The sequence below is a fragment of the Pseudomonas sp. S09G 359 genome (genome assembly GCF_002843605.1).
In the GTDB taxonomy this organism is placed as follows: domain Bacteria; phylum Pseudomonadota; class Gammaproteobacteria; order Pseudomonadales; family Pseudomonadaceae; genus Aquipseudomonas.
This window is the reverse complement of the sequence record NZ_CP025263.1, coordinates 2,161,617-2,177,254: the sequence shown is the minus strand read 5'-3', so window position 1 is coordinate 2,177,254 and position 15,638 is coordinate 2,161,617. Positions and strand designations below refer to the sequence as shown.

Annotated in this window: 11 protein-coding genes and 1 pseudogene; 11 read left to right on the top strand and 1 reads right to left on the bottom strand. The window is 63.1% G+C overall.

Going from position 1 to position 15,638, the window contains the following annotated elements; all coding sequences use genetic code 11:
• The first annotated feature begins 34 nt into the window (after positions 1-34).
• Complete coding sequence (inhA, locus tag CXQ82_RS09990; RefSeq protein WP_101268378.1) at positions 35-715, top strand: isonitrile hydratase; 681 nt, start codon at positions 35-37, stop codon at positions 713-715.
• 511 nt (positions 716-1,226) lie between these two features.
• Here inhA and CXQ82_RS09985 read toward each other — a convergent pair.
• Positions 1,227-1,855: pseudogene (locus CXQ82_RS09985) on the bottom strand (LysE family translocator).
• Between the two features lie 158 nt (positions 1,856-2,013).
• Between CXQ82_RS09985 and CXQ82_RS09980 the strand changes: the two are divergent.
• The 10 genes from CXQ82_RS09980 to CXQ82_RS09935 all read left to right on the top strand — a co-directional run bounded on the left by CXQ82_RS09980 (position 2,014) and on the right by CXQ82_RS09935 (position 15,635).
• On the top strand, positions 2,014-2,529 hold the full coding sequence (locus CXQ82_RS09980) for a sigma-70 family RNA polymerase sigma factor (protein WP_101268375.1): 516 nt from the start codon (positions 2,014-2,016) through the stop codon (positions 2,527-2,529).
• A complete protein-coding gene (locus CXQ82_RS09975) occupies positions 2,516-3,466 on the top strand; it encodes a FecR domain-containing protein (RefSeq protein ID WP_101268373.1) in 951 nt (316 codons plus the stop codon). Before CXQ82_RS09980 ends, CXQ82_RS09975 begins: the two co-directional genes overlap by 14 nt.
• Before the next feature lie 107 nt (positions 3,467-3,573).
• Positions 3,574-6,057, top strand: coding sequence for a TonB-dependent siderophore receptor (locus CXQ82_RS09970; RefSeq protein ID WP_101268371.1), 2,484 nt, complete (start codon positions 3,574-3,576; stop codon positions 6,055-6,057).
• A gap of 442 nt (positions 6,058-6,499) precedes the next feature.
• Positions 6,500-7,939: an undecaprenyl-phosphate glucose phosphotransferase gene (locus CXQ82_RS09965; RefSeq protein WP_101268369.1), complete on the top strand. Its 1,440-nt coding sequence runs from the start codon at positions 6,500-6,502 to the stop codon at positions 7,937-7,939.
• The gene (locus CXQ82_RS09960) at positions 7,939-9,402 is read left to right on the top strand and encodes a mannose-1-phosphate guanylyltransferase/mannose-6-phosphate isomerase (protein ID WP_101268367.1); all 1,464 of its coding nucleotides are present in this window, start codon (positions 7,939-7,941) and stop codon (positions 9,400-9,402) included. The genes CXQ82_RS09965 and CXQ82_RS09960 overlap by 1 nt, the downstream gene beginning before the upstream one ends.
• A 1-nt stretch (position 9,403) precedes the next feature.
• Positions 9,404-10,315, top strand: a complete 912-nt coding sequence (locus CXQ82_RS09955) for a glycosyltransferase family 2 protein (RefSeq protein ID WP_101268365.1) — start codon at positions 9,404-9,406, stop codon at positions 10,313-10,315.
• A gap of 29 nt (positions 10,316-10,344) precedes the next feature.
• Positions 10,345-11,121 (top strand): polysaccharide biosynthesis/export family protein, encoded by a 777-nt coding sequence (locus CXQ82_RS09950; RefSeq protein ID WP_101268363.1) that lies wholly within the window; start codon positions 10,345-10,347, stop codon positions 11,119-11,121.
• Between the two features lie 14 nt (positions 11,122-11,135).
• A complete protein-coding gene (locus CXQ82_RS09945; RefSeq protein WP_101268361.1) occupies positions 11,136-13,127 on the top strand; it encodes an exopolysaccharide transport family protein in 1,992 nt (663 codons plus the stop codon).
• Positions 13,127-14,317, top strand: a complete 1,191-nt coding sequence (locus tag CXQ82_RS09940; protein ID WP_101268359.1) for a glycosyltransferase — start codon at positions 13,127-13,129, stop codon at positions 14,315-14,317. Before CXQ82_RS09945 ends, CXQ82_RS09940 begins: the two co-directional genes overlap by 1 nt.
• A complete protein-coding gene (locus CXQ82_RS09935) occupies positions 14,307-15,635 on the top strand; it encodes a beta-galactosidase (protein WP_101268357.1) in 1,329 nt (442 codons plus the stop codon). The genes CXQ82_RS09940 and CXQ82_RS09935 overlap by 11 nt, the downstream gene beginning before the upstream one ends.
• Positions 15,636-15,638 lie beyond the last annotated feature (3 nt).

Here is a 15,638-nt window from a genome sequence, read left to right as displayed (position 1 = left end):
TGAAGCCGTCCACCCCTTTATTGGAGTTTCATTCATGACCTTGCAGATCGGCTTTCTGTTGTTCCCCGGCATCCAGCAACTGGACCTGACCGGCCCCTATGACGTGCTCGGTTCGCTGCCGGACGTGAAGTTGCACCTGGTGTGGAAAGACCTCGCGCCCGTTACTTCCAGCACCGGCCTGGTGTTCACCCCGACCACCACCTATGCCGACTGCCCGAACCTGGATGTGATCTGCGTGCCCGGCGGTTCCGGCGTCGGCGCGCTGATGGAAGATGTGCAGACCCTGGACTTCCTCAAGGCCCAGGCACACACCGCGCGCTACGTGACCTCAGTGTGCACCGGCTCGCTGGTACTCGGCGCGGCGGGCTTGCTGCGCGGCCGCAAGGCCACAACCCACTGGGCCTACCACGACATGCTCGCCCCGCTCGGCGCCATCCCGGTACAGGACCGCGTGGTGCGCGACGGCAACCTGTTCACCGGTGGCGGCATCACCGCCGGCATCGACTTCGCGCTGACCCTGGCGGCCGAGCTGTACAGCGAAGCGGCGGCGCAACTGGTGCAGTTGCAGATCGAATATGCGCCGGCGCCGCCGTTCAACTCCGGCAGCCCAGAGACGGCGCCTGCGCATGTGCTGGAAGAGGCCAAAAAGCGCACGTTGGAGTCGCGTAAAGTCCGCGGCGAGATCACCGCACGGGCGGCTGCACGGTTGGGCTGACACACCGCAATACCCGTGGCGAACAAGCTTGTGTGATGAGCGGGCTTGCCCGCGTTGGGGCGCGCAGCGGCCCCAAAACCGGACCCCGCGTAATTCCTGAAGGAACACGGTGAATCTGATGGGGCTGCTACGCAGCCCAACGCGGGCAAGCCCGCTCGCCACAACAAGCAATCAATTGGGGCGCGGCATCGCCGCCAAGCGCACGCTGGAGTCGCTAAAGCCCGCGGCGAGATCACGGGCCTGTGGCGAGCGGGCTTGCCACACAGGCAATCAGTTGGGGCGCAGCATCTCCGTCAAGCGCACGCTGGAGTCGCTAAGGCCCGCGGTGAATACCTGTGGCGAGCGGGCTTGCCCGCGTTGGGGCGCGCAGCGGCCCTAAAACCTGACGCCGCGTAATTCCTGAAGGAACGCGGTGAATCTGATGGGGGCTGCTACGCAGCCCAACGCGGGCAAGCCCGCTCGCCACAACAAGCGGGCTTGCTACAGAAATGCGCTCGCCACAAAAAAGCAATCAGGTGGGGCGCGACATCAACGCCAAGCGCACGGCCAGCAAGGTCAACACCGTCGCCAGGCCCCATTTTTGTAGCAAGGCACCTTGTGAGCGCGTCGCAAAGAATCGGCTCAGCGCACCACCAAAAACTCCCAACAGCATGTGGAACAGCCCTGCAATCAACGTCAGCACCGCGCCTAGCACCATCAGTTGCGTGGCTATGGCCCCGGCCTCAGGCCGCACAAATTGCGGCAGGAATACCAAAAAAACAACAACGCCTTGGGGTTCAGCAAACTGTTCAACATGGCTTGCCAAAATACCCGGCCCAGGGGTATTCGGCTGACGTCAGCCGTGTCCAGGCCAGAGCGTTTCTGCACGGTCTTGAACGCAAGCCACAACAGATAGACCACCCCCGCATAGCGGATCAAATCAAAAGACGGCGGCCAACTGGCCACCAATGCTGTCACCCCGGTGGCAGTCAACAGCGTCAGCAGCAGGTCCGCCACGCCGATACCCAAGGCCGACGCCACCCCGCCTCGCCAGCCATGGGTCACGCCATGGCTGATCACAAACGCCATATTCGGCCCCGGCGATAACAACAGCAGTAACACCGCACCTGAAAACACCGCCAGGGTCGCAAGGTCGATCATGCTCAAACGCTCCGCAGGGCAAACCCGCAGATTAATCCGCAGGCCCCAGGCCAACAAAAAATTGTGCTGGATACATTGTTCGCCGGAATTGCTCATTCCCACAGCCAACGTCTAGAATGCGAAACATTATCAATTAAGACTGCTGCGCCAGGATGCCCATGTCGAGCGACCACCCACTGGATCATGCCGCCATCGGCCAGCTGTACCATACCCATTCCTCCTGGCTGCGCGGCTGGCTGAGCCGGCGTACCGGCTGCCGTGAACACGCCGCCGACCTGGCGCAGGAAACCTTCGTGCGCCTGCTCAATGCGCGCAAGCAGCAGGCCTTGCAGCAACCGCGGGCCTACCTGAGCAGCATCGCGCGCAGCCTGATGATCGACCAATACCGGCGCCGCGAGCTGGAGCGCGCCTACCTCGACAGCCTCGCGCATTTCCCGCAGGTCGAGGTGCCGTCCGAGGAAACCCGACTGCTGATCCTCGACAGCCTGGAACGCATCGACCGCCTGCTCGATCAGCTCAAACCACGGGTACGCGAAGCCTTCCTGCTGGCACAACTGGACGGCCTGACCTGCGCGCAGATCGCCAAGCGCCTCGGCGTCTCAAAGGCCACCGTGGAGCGTGACTTGTCCAAGGCGCTGCACGCCTGCTATCGGTTGCGCTATGCCGAACTATGACCCGCGCCTGGTCGACCAGGCCATCCAGTGGATGATCACGCTGCGCTTTAACATCGCCGACGACGCCAGCACCGCCGCCTTTGATCGCTGGTTGCACACCAGCGCCGAGCACCAGCAGGTATGGCAGCGGGTGGCGAGCATGAATGACGATTTCAGCCAGTTGCCGCCCCAGGTCGGGCGCCATGCCCTGCACGGTGCACGCCAACGCATCAGCCGCCGTGATGGCTTGAAGCTGCTCGGGCTGGTAGCGGGTGCGGCGGGATTGACCTGGCTGGGCCGCGACTACACGCCCCTACCCGGCTTGATCGCCGACTACCGCACCGCCACCGGCGAACGGCGCTGGCTGGCCTTGAACGACGGCAGCAAAATCCAGCTCAACAGCGCCAGCGCCATCGACACCGCATTCACCCAGGAACGGCGCCTGGTGCACCTGCACCACGGTGAAATACTGCTGGACACGGGCGCTGACAGCCGCCCCTTCTGGGTCCAAACCCGCGACGGTTACCTGCGCGCCCTCGGCACGCGCTTGCTGGTGCGCGAAGAAGCCCAGGGCACCTCTCTCGCGGTGCAACAGGGCAGCGTGGCGCTGTTTGCCGACAGCCATGACGCCACGGCGCGGCAACTGATCAAGCCCGGCGAACAGGTGCTGTTCGACCGCAGCGGCGTCCGCCCGCCCATCGCCAATGGCCTCGACCCCTGGGGCTGGAGCGACGGCGTGATCAGCGCCCACAACATGCGCCTGGATGACTTCCTCGCCGAGCTGGGCCGTTATCGTAATGGCTTGGTGCGGTGCAGCGCGGCGGTGGCCGGCTTGCGTGTATCGGGCACCTATCAGTTGGACGACACCGATCAGGTGCTGGGCCTTGTGGCGCAATCGCTCAAGGTCGATGTGACCTACCGCAGCCGTTATTGGGTGACCGTTTCACCTCGCGTTTAACTAATCGAAAAATAAATGAGGTGAATTCTCATTGCCGCTCGACCTGTAAGGAAAGGCCGATCAACAGGCCGGTTCTGTCCACTTCCTTTCAGGAGCACCCCGCGGTCATGCAAGCGTTCCCTTCCCAACGTTCCCCTCTTAAACGCGCGGTGCAGGCCGCCTTGCTCGGCGCCTGCCTGGGCGGTGGCGTGGTGCCATTGGCCGCGCAGGCCGAGCCGGCCAGTGACACGCAAGCCCGCGACTGGAACATCGCCGCCGGCGCCCTGGCCACTGCACTGGACCAGTTCGCCCGCCAGGCCGGCGTCAGCCTGTCGTACGACGCCACCAGCGTCGCCGGCAAGACCAGCCAGGGCCTCAACGGCCGCTTCGACCGCGAACAGGCGCTCGGCCAGTTGCTGCGCGGCCAGGGCCTGCAGGCCCAGCGCCAGGGCAACAGCACCTGGCTGCTGCTACCGCAAGTGGCGGACAGCGGCACGCTGAACCTGGGCGCCACCCTGGTCACCGGTGATCGCCTGGGGGCAACCACTGACGGCACCGGTTCCTACACCACCGGCGCCGTCACCATCGGCAAAGGCGAACACAGCCTGCGGGAAACGCCGCAGTCGGTCAGCGTGATGACCCGCCAGTTGATGGACGACCAGAACCTCACCACCATCGAAGACGTGATGGAACACACCCCGGGGATCACCAGCTACGCCTCGCCTATGGGCGGCAAGTACTTCTATTCGCGTGGTTTCAAGATGCTCGGCCAGTACCAGTACGACGGCGTGCCCCTGGACATGGGCAAGGACTACGTACAGGCCGACAGTTTCAGCGCCAACATGGCGATCTACGACCGTGTCGAGGTGCTCAAGGGCGCGGCCGGCATGCTCAAGGGGGCTGGCACCGCCAGCGGTGCGGTAAATTTCGTGCGCAAGCGGCCCCAGGCCAAGCCCACCACCAGCCTGTCGCTGTCCGCCGGCACCTGGGACAACTACCGCGCCGACGTCGACACCGGCGGCGCGCTGAATGAGAGTGGCACCGTGCGCGGCCGCGTGGCGATCAGCCAGCAGGATCGCGGCTCGTTCATGGACGTTCAAAAGCGCAAGGACCAGGCGTACTACGGCGCCCTGGACTTCGACCTCAGCCCCGACACCACCCTGGGCGTTGGCGCCAGCTACGAAGACGTCGACGCCAGCCCCTGCTGGGGCGGCATACCGCGCTACGCCGACGGCAAAAGCGCCAACCTCAGCCGTTCCACCTGCCTGGGCCAATCCTGGAACGACTGGCAAAGCCGACGCACCACCTACTTCGCCGACCTTACCCACCAGTTCAACGAAGATTGGAAATTCAAGGCGGCGGCGGTGCACAGCAGTAACCGCCAAGACACCAAATACGCCGCCAGCGAAGGCACCATCGCCTATGGCAACCCGGCGCCCACGGCCAATTCCTACGCTGCACTGATGGACTACGACCACCGGGACTACGGCCTCGACGCCTACGTCGACGGCAAATTCCAGGCCTTTGGCCTTGAGCACGAGTTGATCCTCGGCGCCAACGGCAGCCGTGGCACCCAGGACGACATCTACGCGATCCAGAACCTGCCCACGCGCCAGAGCATCTACCAACCCAACCACCACTTCCCGGAACCGGCCAACAGCACCTTCTGGCCGAACATGTACCGCGGCGGCACGGTCAAGGAAACCGCCACCCAATACGGCACCTACGCCACCTTGCGCCTGCGCCTGGCCGAACCGTTGATGTTCATTGTCGGCAGCCGCGTGAGCTGGTACGAGAACCGGCGCCAGTCGAATAACCTGGCCTGGGGCGAATGGGCCGTGCAAGACGCGCGCACCAAGGAAACCGGCGAGGTCACACCGTTTGCCGCATTGATCTATGACCTCGACGAGCACCTTTCGGTGTACGCCAGCTACGCCGATATCTTCCAGCCGCAAAGCTCATACGCCACGGCAGATGGCGCGGCACTCAAGCCGAAAATCGGCAACAACTATGAGCTGGGCATCAAGGGCGAATGGTTCGACGGGCGCCTCAACAGCTCCCTCGCACTGTTCCGTGCCATCGAGGAAAACGGCGCCGAAACCGACTACACCAGCTTCTGCGCAACCTCCGCCGATGGCTATTGCTACACCGACACCGGCAAGGTCCGCGCCCAGGGCGTAGAAGCCGAAATCAGCGGCGAAGTGCTCGAACGCCTGCAGGTCTCCGGCGGCTACACCTACACCCAGACCAAGTCGTTGAAGAACATCGACAGCGCCATTGAAGGCGGCAGCTCCAACACCTACGTACCGCGCCACATGCTGCGGATGTGGGGCGATTACCAGCTCGACGGCGCCCTGTCGAAATGGAGCGTGGGCGCCGGGGTCAATGCCCAGAGCAGCAACTACCGCGTGCAAACCATCAAGCTGGAACAGGCCGGTTATGCAACCTGGAATGCACGCCTGGGCTACCGCATCGATGACACCTGGAGCGTGGCGCTCAACGGCAACAATTTGTTCGATAAAAGCTACTACAGCACCGTCGGAACAGCCGCATGGGGCAACTTTTATGGTGAACCGCGTAATTTCACAGTTAGTTTGAAAGGCAACTTCTGATCCCCCCAAACCCCGTGTGGCAGGGCACTTAGTGCGCTCTGCCACCGCCTCTTTGTCCCCCTTTCCCAGCCCCTTTCGAAAAAGGTTTTTCCTTTAAGCAGGAAAAATTTGATATTTGTTCCTACACTCAAAAACACACCCATTCACCGAGTGTTCGGACAAGGAAAGTCAATAAAATGCCGCTAAAGAGACTGATTAACCTGTCTAGTATGCCGCCTCCGCACCATCGTCAATTCGTTGACTAACACACAAAAGGAACACTCCTTCAGCCACTACCCCGCAGATTCCCTTCAAATGGATAGCTTTGTTTGGTTTATGCATTTGGATTGATAGTTGCGTATTACCCAGAGTAGCCCTGGTTCGAAGTGTCCTCTAAAGCAGCCACTGCCTTATTGAACAAACACGCGAACAGCAGAGTCTGGAGTGCAATGAGGAATGTTTTATGCGAGAGAAGTCGTCCGTCGACAGCTTGTTTTTAACACGTGCCGGTTTTGTCGAGTTCTTTGTTGTTTTCGTCAAGTTTATCCATGGCCTCTCTGCCATCCTGCCGCCTCTGGTGCTGGTGATTTTCATTGACCCGCTGGAATCCGAGCTGCGCGCCCACTTCTTGGGACTGCTGGTATTTTTTGCGGTCCTGACCATCATTCTGTTCCAGGCCCTGGGGATCTATTCCGAGGAACTGTTCAGCAACCGCCTGCGCCTGAAAACCAAGATCAAGGCCTGGTCGGCGGCGTTCTGCATCCTGCTGTTCATGTACCAGATCCTGCAGTTTTTCCCGCAATTGAGCCCACGCAACCTGGTCGCCTGGTACTTCGCCAGCCTGGGTTTGTTCTGCCTTGAACGCCTGATAATGCTGCGCCTGTACCGCAAGCTGATGCGCGCCGGCAAATACCTGCAGCGCACGGTGATCCTCGGGTTCACCGACACTGCCGTGCACGTCGCCGACCACCTGCAACGCAACGGCGATATCCGCTCCGGACTGATCGGCTTCATCGACGACCGCACCGAGCGCATCCCCAAGGAACTGAGCAACCTGCCCTTGCTGGGCAACACCCGCGACCTGGAAAAACTGATCCGCGGCGAGCAGGTCAACCAGGTAATGATCTGCCTGCCCTGGGCCGCCGAGCAGCGCATCCACGGGTTGGTCAACCGCCTGCGGCAGATGTCGGTGAACGTGATGCTGGTGCCCGACATGGCCGCCCTGCGCTACGGCCACAGCAAAATCACCGACGTCGGCGGCATCCTGATGTTCAACACCTCGCAATTGCCCCTGCGCGGTTGGTCGCCGGTGATCAAGCGCCTGGAGGATTTGCTGCTGGCCAGCGTGGCGCTGGTGTGTCTGTCGCCGGTGATGGTGGCCACCGCGATTGCGATCAAGCTCGACTCCAAGGGCCCGGTGCTGTTTCGCCAGAACCGCTACGGCTACAACGACAATGAGATCCGCGTGTTCAAGTTCCGCTCGATGTACACCGACCAGAGTGACTTCACCGCCGAACGCCAGACCACCCGCCAGGACCCGCGCATCACTGGCGTGGGCCGCATTATCCGCAAGACCAGCATCGACGAGCTGCCGCAGCTGTTCAACGTGCTGCTGGGCAACATGTCCATGGTCGGCCCGCGCCCGCATGCCACGGCGACCAAAGCGGCAGGCGTTCCCTTCGAAGTCGCGGTGAGCGAATACAGCTCACGCCACCGGGTGAAGCCGGGCATCACCGGCTGGGCGCAGATCAACGGCTACCGGGGTGAAACCGACACCCTGTTCAAGATCCAGAAACGTGTCGAGTACGACCTCGAGTACATCTCCAAATGGTCGGTGTGGTTTGACTTGTACATCGTCTTCATGACGGTCCCGGCCGTCCTTTCCACCAAGGAAGTCTATTGATGAACACACTCAACGGATTAATTCCCTGCATCATTTCCGGTGGTTCGGGTACGCGGTTGTGGCCGGTGTCGCGGCAGAACATGCCCAAGCCCTTCATGCGCATGCGCGACGGCCAGAGCCTGCTGCAAAAAACCTTCCAGCGCGCCGCCAAGTTGCCCGGCGTGGAAAGCGTGTTGACGGTGACCAACCGCGACCTGCTGTTCCGCACCCTGGATGACTACCGAGGGGTCAACAAGGCCCACCTGCCCCTGGACCTGTTGCTCGAGCCGTTCGGCCGCAACACCGCAGCGGCGATTGCCGTGGCGGCGCTGCATGTGCAGGAGCATTTCGGCGACGACGCGCCGTTGCTGGTGATGCCCGCCGACCACCTGATCCTCAACGAAGTGGCGTTCGCCGCAGCCGTGACCCAGGCCCGCGACCTGGCCGAGGCCGGCTATCTGGTGACCTTCGGCATCCAGCCTGATCACCCGGAAACCGGCTTTGGCTATATCGAACAAGGCGAAAAACTGAGCCATGGCAACCGGGTCAAACGCTTTGTCGAAAAGCCCGACCTGGCCACTGCCCAAGACTACCTGGACGGCGGCAAGCACCTGTGGAACGCCGGCATGTTCTGCTTCAAGGCCAGCACGCTGGTGGACGAACTGGCCACCCACGCCCCGGATGTGCTGGAAGCTGCCTGCGCCGCACTTGAGCACAGCCAGAGCCTGCAAAACAAAACGTCGCGCCAGCGTGAACTGGACGCGGAGGCATTTGGCAGTGCGCCGGACATTTCCATCGACGTGGCGTTGATGGAGAAGTCCAGCCAGGTCGCCGTGGTGCCCTGCGACATCGGCTGGAGCGACATTGGTTCCTGGGAAGCCCTGCGCCAACTCACCCCCAGCGACGCCCATGGCAACCAGGTCAATGGCGAAGCGATTTTGCATGACGTGCACAACTGCTACATCGACTCGCCCAAGCGCGTGTTGGGCGCTGTGGGCGTGCACGACCTGATCATTGTCGACACCCCCGACGCCCTGCTGATCGCCGACGCCAACCGCAGCCAGGATGTGCGCTACATCGTCGCCGAGCTCAAGCGCCAGAACCATCCGGCGTACAGCCTGCACCGCACCGTCACACGGCCGTGGGGCACCTACACCGTGCTCGAGGAAAGCAGCCGCTTCAAGATCAAGCGCATCGTGGTCAAGCCCCAGGCATCGCTGTCGTTGCAGATGCACCACCACCGCAGCGAGCATTGGGTAGTGGTCAGCGGCGCGGCGCAGATCACCAATGGCGATCGCGAATTCCTGATCAACGCCAACGAATCCACCTACATCCCGGCCGGGCACAAACACCGCCTGACCAACCCCGGCATCATCGACCTGGTGATGATCGAGGTGCAGAGCGGCGAGTACCTGGGCGAAGACGATATCGTGCGCTTCGACGACATCTACGGGCGCGCACCCGCCCTCGATGTGAACAAATGATATGCGCACGTCCCTGATCATCCCGACCCGTAACGCCTCCAGCCACCTGGCGCGACTGCTGCCGGCGCTGAAGATGCAAACCCTGCAACCGGACGAAATGCTGGTGGTGGACAGCGCCTCCAGCGACGACACCGTGGCGCGCTTTCGCGAGTTCGGCGCGCGGGTCGAGGTGATCGACGCCCGCGACTTCAACCACGGCGGCACCCGGCGCTGGGCCAGCGAACAGGTGGGCGGCGAGGCGCTGTTCGTGATGACCCAGGACGCCATCCCCGCCACCCCCGAGACCTTCGCCAACCTGCTGGATGAATTGCAACAGGACTCGCTCAACGGCGTGGCCTATGGCCGCCAACTGCCGCACCCCGACGCCGGCGTGCTTGGCGCGCAATCGCGGCACTTCAACTACCCGGAGCAAAGCCGCAGCAAAAGCCTGGCCGACGCGTCCACGCTGGGGATCAAGACCTGCTTCAGCTCCGACTCGTTTTCGGTGTACCGGCGCAGCGTGTTGCAGGCCGTAGGCGGTTTCCCCGCCGACGTGATCGGCAGCGAAGACGCCTACGTCGCCGCCCGCATGCTGCTGGAAGGCTACAAGGTGCGCTACGCCGCCACGGCGCGGGTGTATCACTCCCACGATTACAAACTCATGGATGAGTTTCACCGCTACTTCGACATCGGCGTGTTCTACGGCCGCGAACCGTGGATCAGGCAGGCGTTTGGCGATGCCGGCGGCGAAGGCAAGCGCTATGTGCTCGCCGAACTCGCCGCCCTGCGCAAGGCCGGAGCCTTGCACCGCGCCCCCGAAGTGCTGGTGCGCAGTGCATTCAAATTGCTCGGCTACCGGCTGGGCCATCTTGAGCGTCGTTTGCCGCTGTCCCTCAAGCGGCGCATCAGCATGTTTCCCGGTTATTGGAGGTGAGCAGCATGACCCACAGGAAGTCCCCCTTGATGAAAAAAACCCTGCTCGCCCTGGCCATGCTGGCCCTGGCCGCCTGCAACACACCGGCGCGCATCGTCCCGCCGGACAGCCAGACCGTCGAAGACGGCAAGCGCGCCCTCGAGCAGCTCGCCCAGTTGCCGCCGGCGGTGGAACGCATCCGCATCGGCGACCAGCTGCGCATCGTGCGTGATGCCGGTGAGATGCCGACCCTGTCGGCGTTCAACGTCAGCACCATCTACGAGCTGACGCTGTACACGGTGCAGAACGACGGCAAGATCAACTACCCGTTCATCGGGCCTATCCAGGTGGCCGGGCGCCAGCCCTCGGACCTGGCGACGGAGCTGACCGGCAAGCTCGCGCAGACGTACCGCGAACCGCGCGTGACGGTGAACATCAACCAGGCGCCGGGCAATTCGGTGATCGTCGGCGGCGCGGTGAACAACCCGACGGCGGTGCAGATCGCCACGGCCAACACCCTCGAGCAAGCGATTCTCGGCGCCGGCGGGGTGAGCCCGGCGGGCAACGCGAGCATGGTCGCGCTGCTGCGCGAAGACGCCCAGGGCGCCTATCGCGCCTACTTCCTGGATTTCAGCCAGTTGCTCAAGACCGGCCCCAACGGGCGCAAACCCGTGCGCCTGCAACGCGGCGATGTGGTGTTCGTGCCCAAATCCAACGTGGGCGAACGCATCCAAGGGGTGGATACCTACATGAACCAACTGATCCCGTTCACCAAGTCCATTGGGGTGGGCTACAACTACACCCGAACCAGCGGCGGCAATAACTAAAGGAGCGACATCCCATGATCGAGATCCGTTCTTTTCGTGATCTGCTACGCCTGTTCTTCATCTTCCGGCATGAGTTCAGACTGGCGGCGATTGCCGCCCTGGTGATCATTTTGCTGGGGGCGTTCCTGCTGCCGGCCAAGTACGAATCCACCGCACGCCTGCTGGTAAAACCGGGGCGCGATTCGACCCTGCCGATCGAGATCAGCAACCGCCAGGCGCTGGTGATGCCCAGCACCCAGCGCGACCCGATTGTCGATGAGGAGCGCCTGCTGACCGGGCGCCCGATCGTCCGTGCGGTGGCCGAGCACTACCTGGAAGTGATCGACAACGCGCCGCCGCCGGAAGGCTTTATCAAAAAAACCAAGCATTACGTCAAGCAAGGCATCGGTGCGGTGTTCGACGGCCTGCGCGTGGTCCTGGAAACCGTCGGCGTGGTGGAAAAAACCACCCCGGTGGAACGCCTGGCTGCCGGCTTGGAAAAGAGTTTTGAAGTGAGCCACGCCGCCGGCTCCACGGTGATGGACATCAGCTTTACCTGGAGCGACCCGGAAATCGCCCAGGCGGTGGTCAAGGATTGGGTGGAAACCTATATCAACGAACGCACCCAGGCCCTGGGGCGCAAGAGCCTGTACGCCTTCTATGAAGGCCAGGTGTCGAACAGTGCCACCGAGATCAAGAGCTACAAGGAACAGATCCTCACGCACCTCAACCAGATCGGCGCGGCGAGCATCACCGACCGCCTGGAAGACTTGTCCGAGCGCATCAACGTGCTGCGTGGCGAAGTGTTCAACACCACGCGCCTGATCGCCTCGTCCGACAGTGCCATCCAGAGCACCCGCAACCAGCTCAAGGGCCAGCCCAAGGAAGTCACCACCGTTCGCCAAATTGCGCTGAACCCGCAGCAGCAGGATTTGCGTCGCCTGCTCAACCAGAAGCTGCTGGAAAAAGCCGACATGATGCGCACCTACACCGACAACGCGCCGCCGGTCAAAGCCCTGGATGCGTCGATCCGCGCGATGCAGGGCATGGTCGCCAGCGAGGCCAACACCGTGCAGGCCTCGGAAAACCGCGCGCCGAACACCCTGGAAATCCACTTGCAGCGGGTGCTGCTGGATGAGACCAGCAATAACCTGGCGCTGCGCACCCAGTTGGTACAACAGCAGAAGCAGCTGGTGAACCTGGAGGGTCAGCGCAAGGAAGCCCTGGAGATTGAACCGGAACTGGCGCGCCTCTCCCGCGAGCTGAGCACCACCGAGCGCAACTACGCGCTGTATGTCGACAACCTGGAAAAATCACGCATCGACCGTGAGCTGGACAACAGCCAGATCAGCAACATCGCTGTGATCGAAGAAGCCACCCTGAACCCCGGCCGCATCTTCCCGAAAACCCTGGTGATGCTGGTACTGGCGATCCCGTTTGCGATCGTCATCGGCCTGCTGGTGATCTACCTGTGCTACCTGCTCGACCAGCGTATCCACGACGGCGGCCTGGTGGAACGCAAGTTCGGCCTGCCGCTATGGACCACGCTGCCGGAGCTGGACACTACCACCGCGCAAAGCACCAACGCCTTCAACGCGAGCATCTACCGGCTGTACAGCCTGCTGCAGCCCGCACGCATCGCCGAGCAAGGCCTGACCCTGGGGTTGACCTCGGCACGGCATGGCGAAGGCGTGACCTTTGTGGTGGAACAACTGCGCCAGTTGCTGCGTGAGAACGGCATCAACGTCCGGGTCGGTGGGCTCGAAGCCGCGGCACCGGGCGAAGTGGTGCTGCTGGACGCCTCGGCCTTGCTCGACAACCGCGAGGCGTTTATCACCCTGCGCCGCGCGGACCTGATCGGGCTGGTGGTGGAAGCACGCAAAAGCACGGTGCCGGTGGTGGAACATGCGCTGTCGATCCTCAATACCGCGTTCGGCAAGGTGGACGGCATCATCATCAACCGTCGCAAGTTCGAAGTGCCCGGCAAAGTGCTGCAGACCATCGGCAAATACCGGGGGGCGTTCTGATGCGTATCGCCCTGCTTGCACCTTTGCCACCGGAAAAAAACGGGATCGCCGACTACGCGAACCATTTCCGCACGGCGCTGGAACAGCTGGGTGTAACGGTGCTGACACCGTTGGCCGAGGTGGCGGGCAACAGCGCGGCGATCAAACAGGCAGTCGCCGCCTTCAACTGGCATACCGTGGACCTGGTGCACGCTGAGCTGGGCGGCGGGCGCCTGGGCGAGTTCCTGGCCCTGCGCGAGCTGCGCAAGGCCTACTCGCACCTGCCGCTGACCGCCACCGTGCATGACCCGGAGCGCATTGTGTGGCGGCGCGAGCAGCTGCCGTTTCCGCTGAACCTGCTGGAGCGTTTGCCCAGCCCTTTGCCCCAGGCGGCCGTGGTGCTGGCCGACCCGCTGACCTTGCGTGAAGAGCGCCAGTTGGCGGCTGGTTTGACGCGCCTGATCACCCTCACTCGCCTGGGTGCCGAGTGCCTGAGCCAGCGCATGCAGTTGCCGGCCGGCAAGGTGGCGGTGATCAACCATGCCAACCTGGCGATTGCACCGGCACCGTTGCCGCCGTTGGAGACCCTGCACCTGCTGTACTTCGGGTTTATCTACCGCGGCAAAGGCATCGAAGACCTGGTACAGGCCCTGGCCGATGTGTTCAAACAAGCGCCTGAGTTGCGCGACCGCGTGCGCCTGACACTGGCCGGCGGCACCGCCGCAGAGATGGCCTTCGGCGCCGGCGGCAACTACCTGGAGCAGTTGAACAGCCAGATCGCCGAACTCGGCCTGACCGCCTCCATCGACTGGCGCTTGAACCTGCCGGCCAACGAAATCGCCCAGACCATCCAGGCCCACCATGTAATGGTGCTGCCCTATCGCGAATCAAAAAAACTCGGCCTGCTCGGGCGCCAGCGTGGCACCAGTGGCGCGTTGTCCTGGGCCGCTGCGTGCGGGCGCGGGGCGATCACGTCGGATGCGCGCGCATTTGCCGAGGAAGTCGCCAGCGGCAACGGCGCCATCTATCCCGAAGGCGATGTGGCCGCACTCAGCGAACAACTGCTGCGCCTGGCGCGCAACCCATTGCTGGCCCGGGACTGGGCCGAGCGCGCCGGCGAAATCGGCCGCGAACGCTTGTGGCCGCTGACCGCGCAGAAGTTCGCCGACCTGTTTGCCGAAGCTATCGCCGGAGCCCGCCATGGCGCGTAAACGCACCTACCTGGCCACCCTCGCGGTGGTGGCACTGCTTGGCCTTACCGCCTTTATCTGGGGACGCCAGGCCGACGCCGAGAACCACGTGCTCAAGGGCAGCAAGGTGGTGGTGTGGAGAGATTTCCTGGGGGTGAACGCACAGTTCCTGTGGTTCAGCCCCGAGCGTTACCAGATGCAGATCGACCGCCTCAAAGCCTTGGGCCTGGAGTGGGTGCGCCTGGATCTGCACTGGGATCAACTGGAGCCGGTGGAAAACCAGTACCAGGTTGCCACGCTGGATCAACTGGTCGGCAAGCTGCAAGACAATCAGCTCAAATCGGTGTTTTACCTGGTGGGCTCGGCGCCGTTCGCCACCACCGCGCCGGTCGGTGCGCCCTATCAGGATCAGTACCCGCCCAAGGACCCGAACGTGTTCGCCACCCGCATGGCGCTGCTGGCCCAGCGTTACCCCAGCGTCAACGCCTGGCAGGTGTGGAATGAACCGAACCTGCTGGGCTTCTGGCGCCCCGTGGCCGACCCGGCCGGGTTTGCCGCGCTGCTCACCGCCAGTGCCAGCGCCTTGCGCGGCGTGGCCCCGAGCAAACCGGTGGTGGCCGCCGGCATGGCGTTCTTCAGCGAAATGCCCAACGGCCAGACCATGTTCGATGCCCTTGGCGCACTCGGTGTAGCCAGCCTGAATACGGTCATTTCCTACCATCCCTACACACAATTGCCCGAAGGTAACGACCCGGCCAACCTGGACTTTATCGCCAAGACCAACGCGCTCAACCTGGCCCTGCGCAACGCCGGCGTGCAGACCCTGTGGAGCACCGAGTGGGGCTGGTCGACCTACCCCGGCCCCAAAGACGCCCAGGACATCATCACCCAAAAAGGCCAGGCCGATTACATCGTGCGCCGCGTGGCGCTGATGAGCGCGATGGATTTCGACCGGATCTTCCTGTTCACCCTGAGCGACCTGGACCAGCGCGCCAGCGTGCGTGACCAGTTTTATGGCCTGCTGGATATCGACGCGAACCCCAAGCCGGCCTATACCGCGCTGAAAAACTTCCTCGACGTCAGCGGCCCGCAGCTCACCCCCGGCGACCCACCCGTAGCCGACCAGTTGCCCGACGGCCTGTTCAGCATCGGCTGGACCCGCGCCGACGGGCACAAGCTGTGGTTCTTCTGGTCGGCCGAAGGCGGCAACGCACACTTGCCGGGCCTGGCCAATGCGACGCTTTACGACCCGCTGCGCGGCACGCAAACCCCGGTGAGCGGCACCAACGGCCTGACCGTCACGGTCAAGCCGAACCTGCAAATTCTGTTATGGGACTGAGGC

Coding starts and splice junctions, on each gene's coding strand:
- inhA (WP_101268378.1), top strand. CDS start 35: ATGACCTTGCAGATCGGCTTTCTGTTGTTCCCCGGCATCCAGCAACTG.
- CXQ82_RS09980 (WP_101268375.1), top strand. CDS start 2,014: ATGTCGAGCGACCACCCACTGGATCATGCCGCCATCGGCCAGCTGTAC.
- CXQ82_RS09975 (WP_101268373.1), top strand. CDS start 2,516: ATGCCGAACTATGACCCGCGCCTGGTCGACCAGGCCATCCAGTGGATG.
- CXQ82_RS09970 (WP_101268371.1), top strand. CDS start 3,574: ATGCAAGCGTTCCCTTCCCAACGTTCCCCTCTTAAACGCGCGGTGCAG.
- CXQ82_RS09965 (WP_101268369.1), top strand. CDS start 6,500: ATGCGAGAGAAGTCGTCCGTCGACAGCTTGTTTTTAACACGTGCCGGT.
- CXQ82_RS09960 (WP_101268367.1), top strand. CDS start 7,939: ATGAACACACTCAACGGATTAATTCCCTGCATCATTTCCGGTGGTTCG.
- CXQ82_RS09955 (WP_101268365.1), top strand. CDS start 9,404: ATGCGCACGTCCCTGATCATCCCGACCCGTAACGCCTCCAGCCACCTG.
- CXQ82_RS09950 (WP_101268363.1), top strand. CDS start 10,345: ATGAAAAAAACCCTGCTCGCCCTGGCCATGCTGGCCCTGGCCGCCTGC.
- CXQ82_RS09945 (WP_101268361.1), top strand. CDS start 11,136: ATGATCGAGATCCGTTCTTTTCGTGATCTGCTACGCCTGTTCTTCATC.
- CXQ82_RS09940 (WP_101268359.1), top strand. CDS start 13,127: ATGCGTATCGCCCTGCTTGCACCTTTGCCACCGGAAAAAAACGGGATC.
- CXQ82_RS09935 (WP_101268357.1), top strand. CDS start 14,307: ATGGCGCGTAAACGCACCTACCTGGCCACCCTCGCGGTGGTGGCACTG.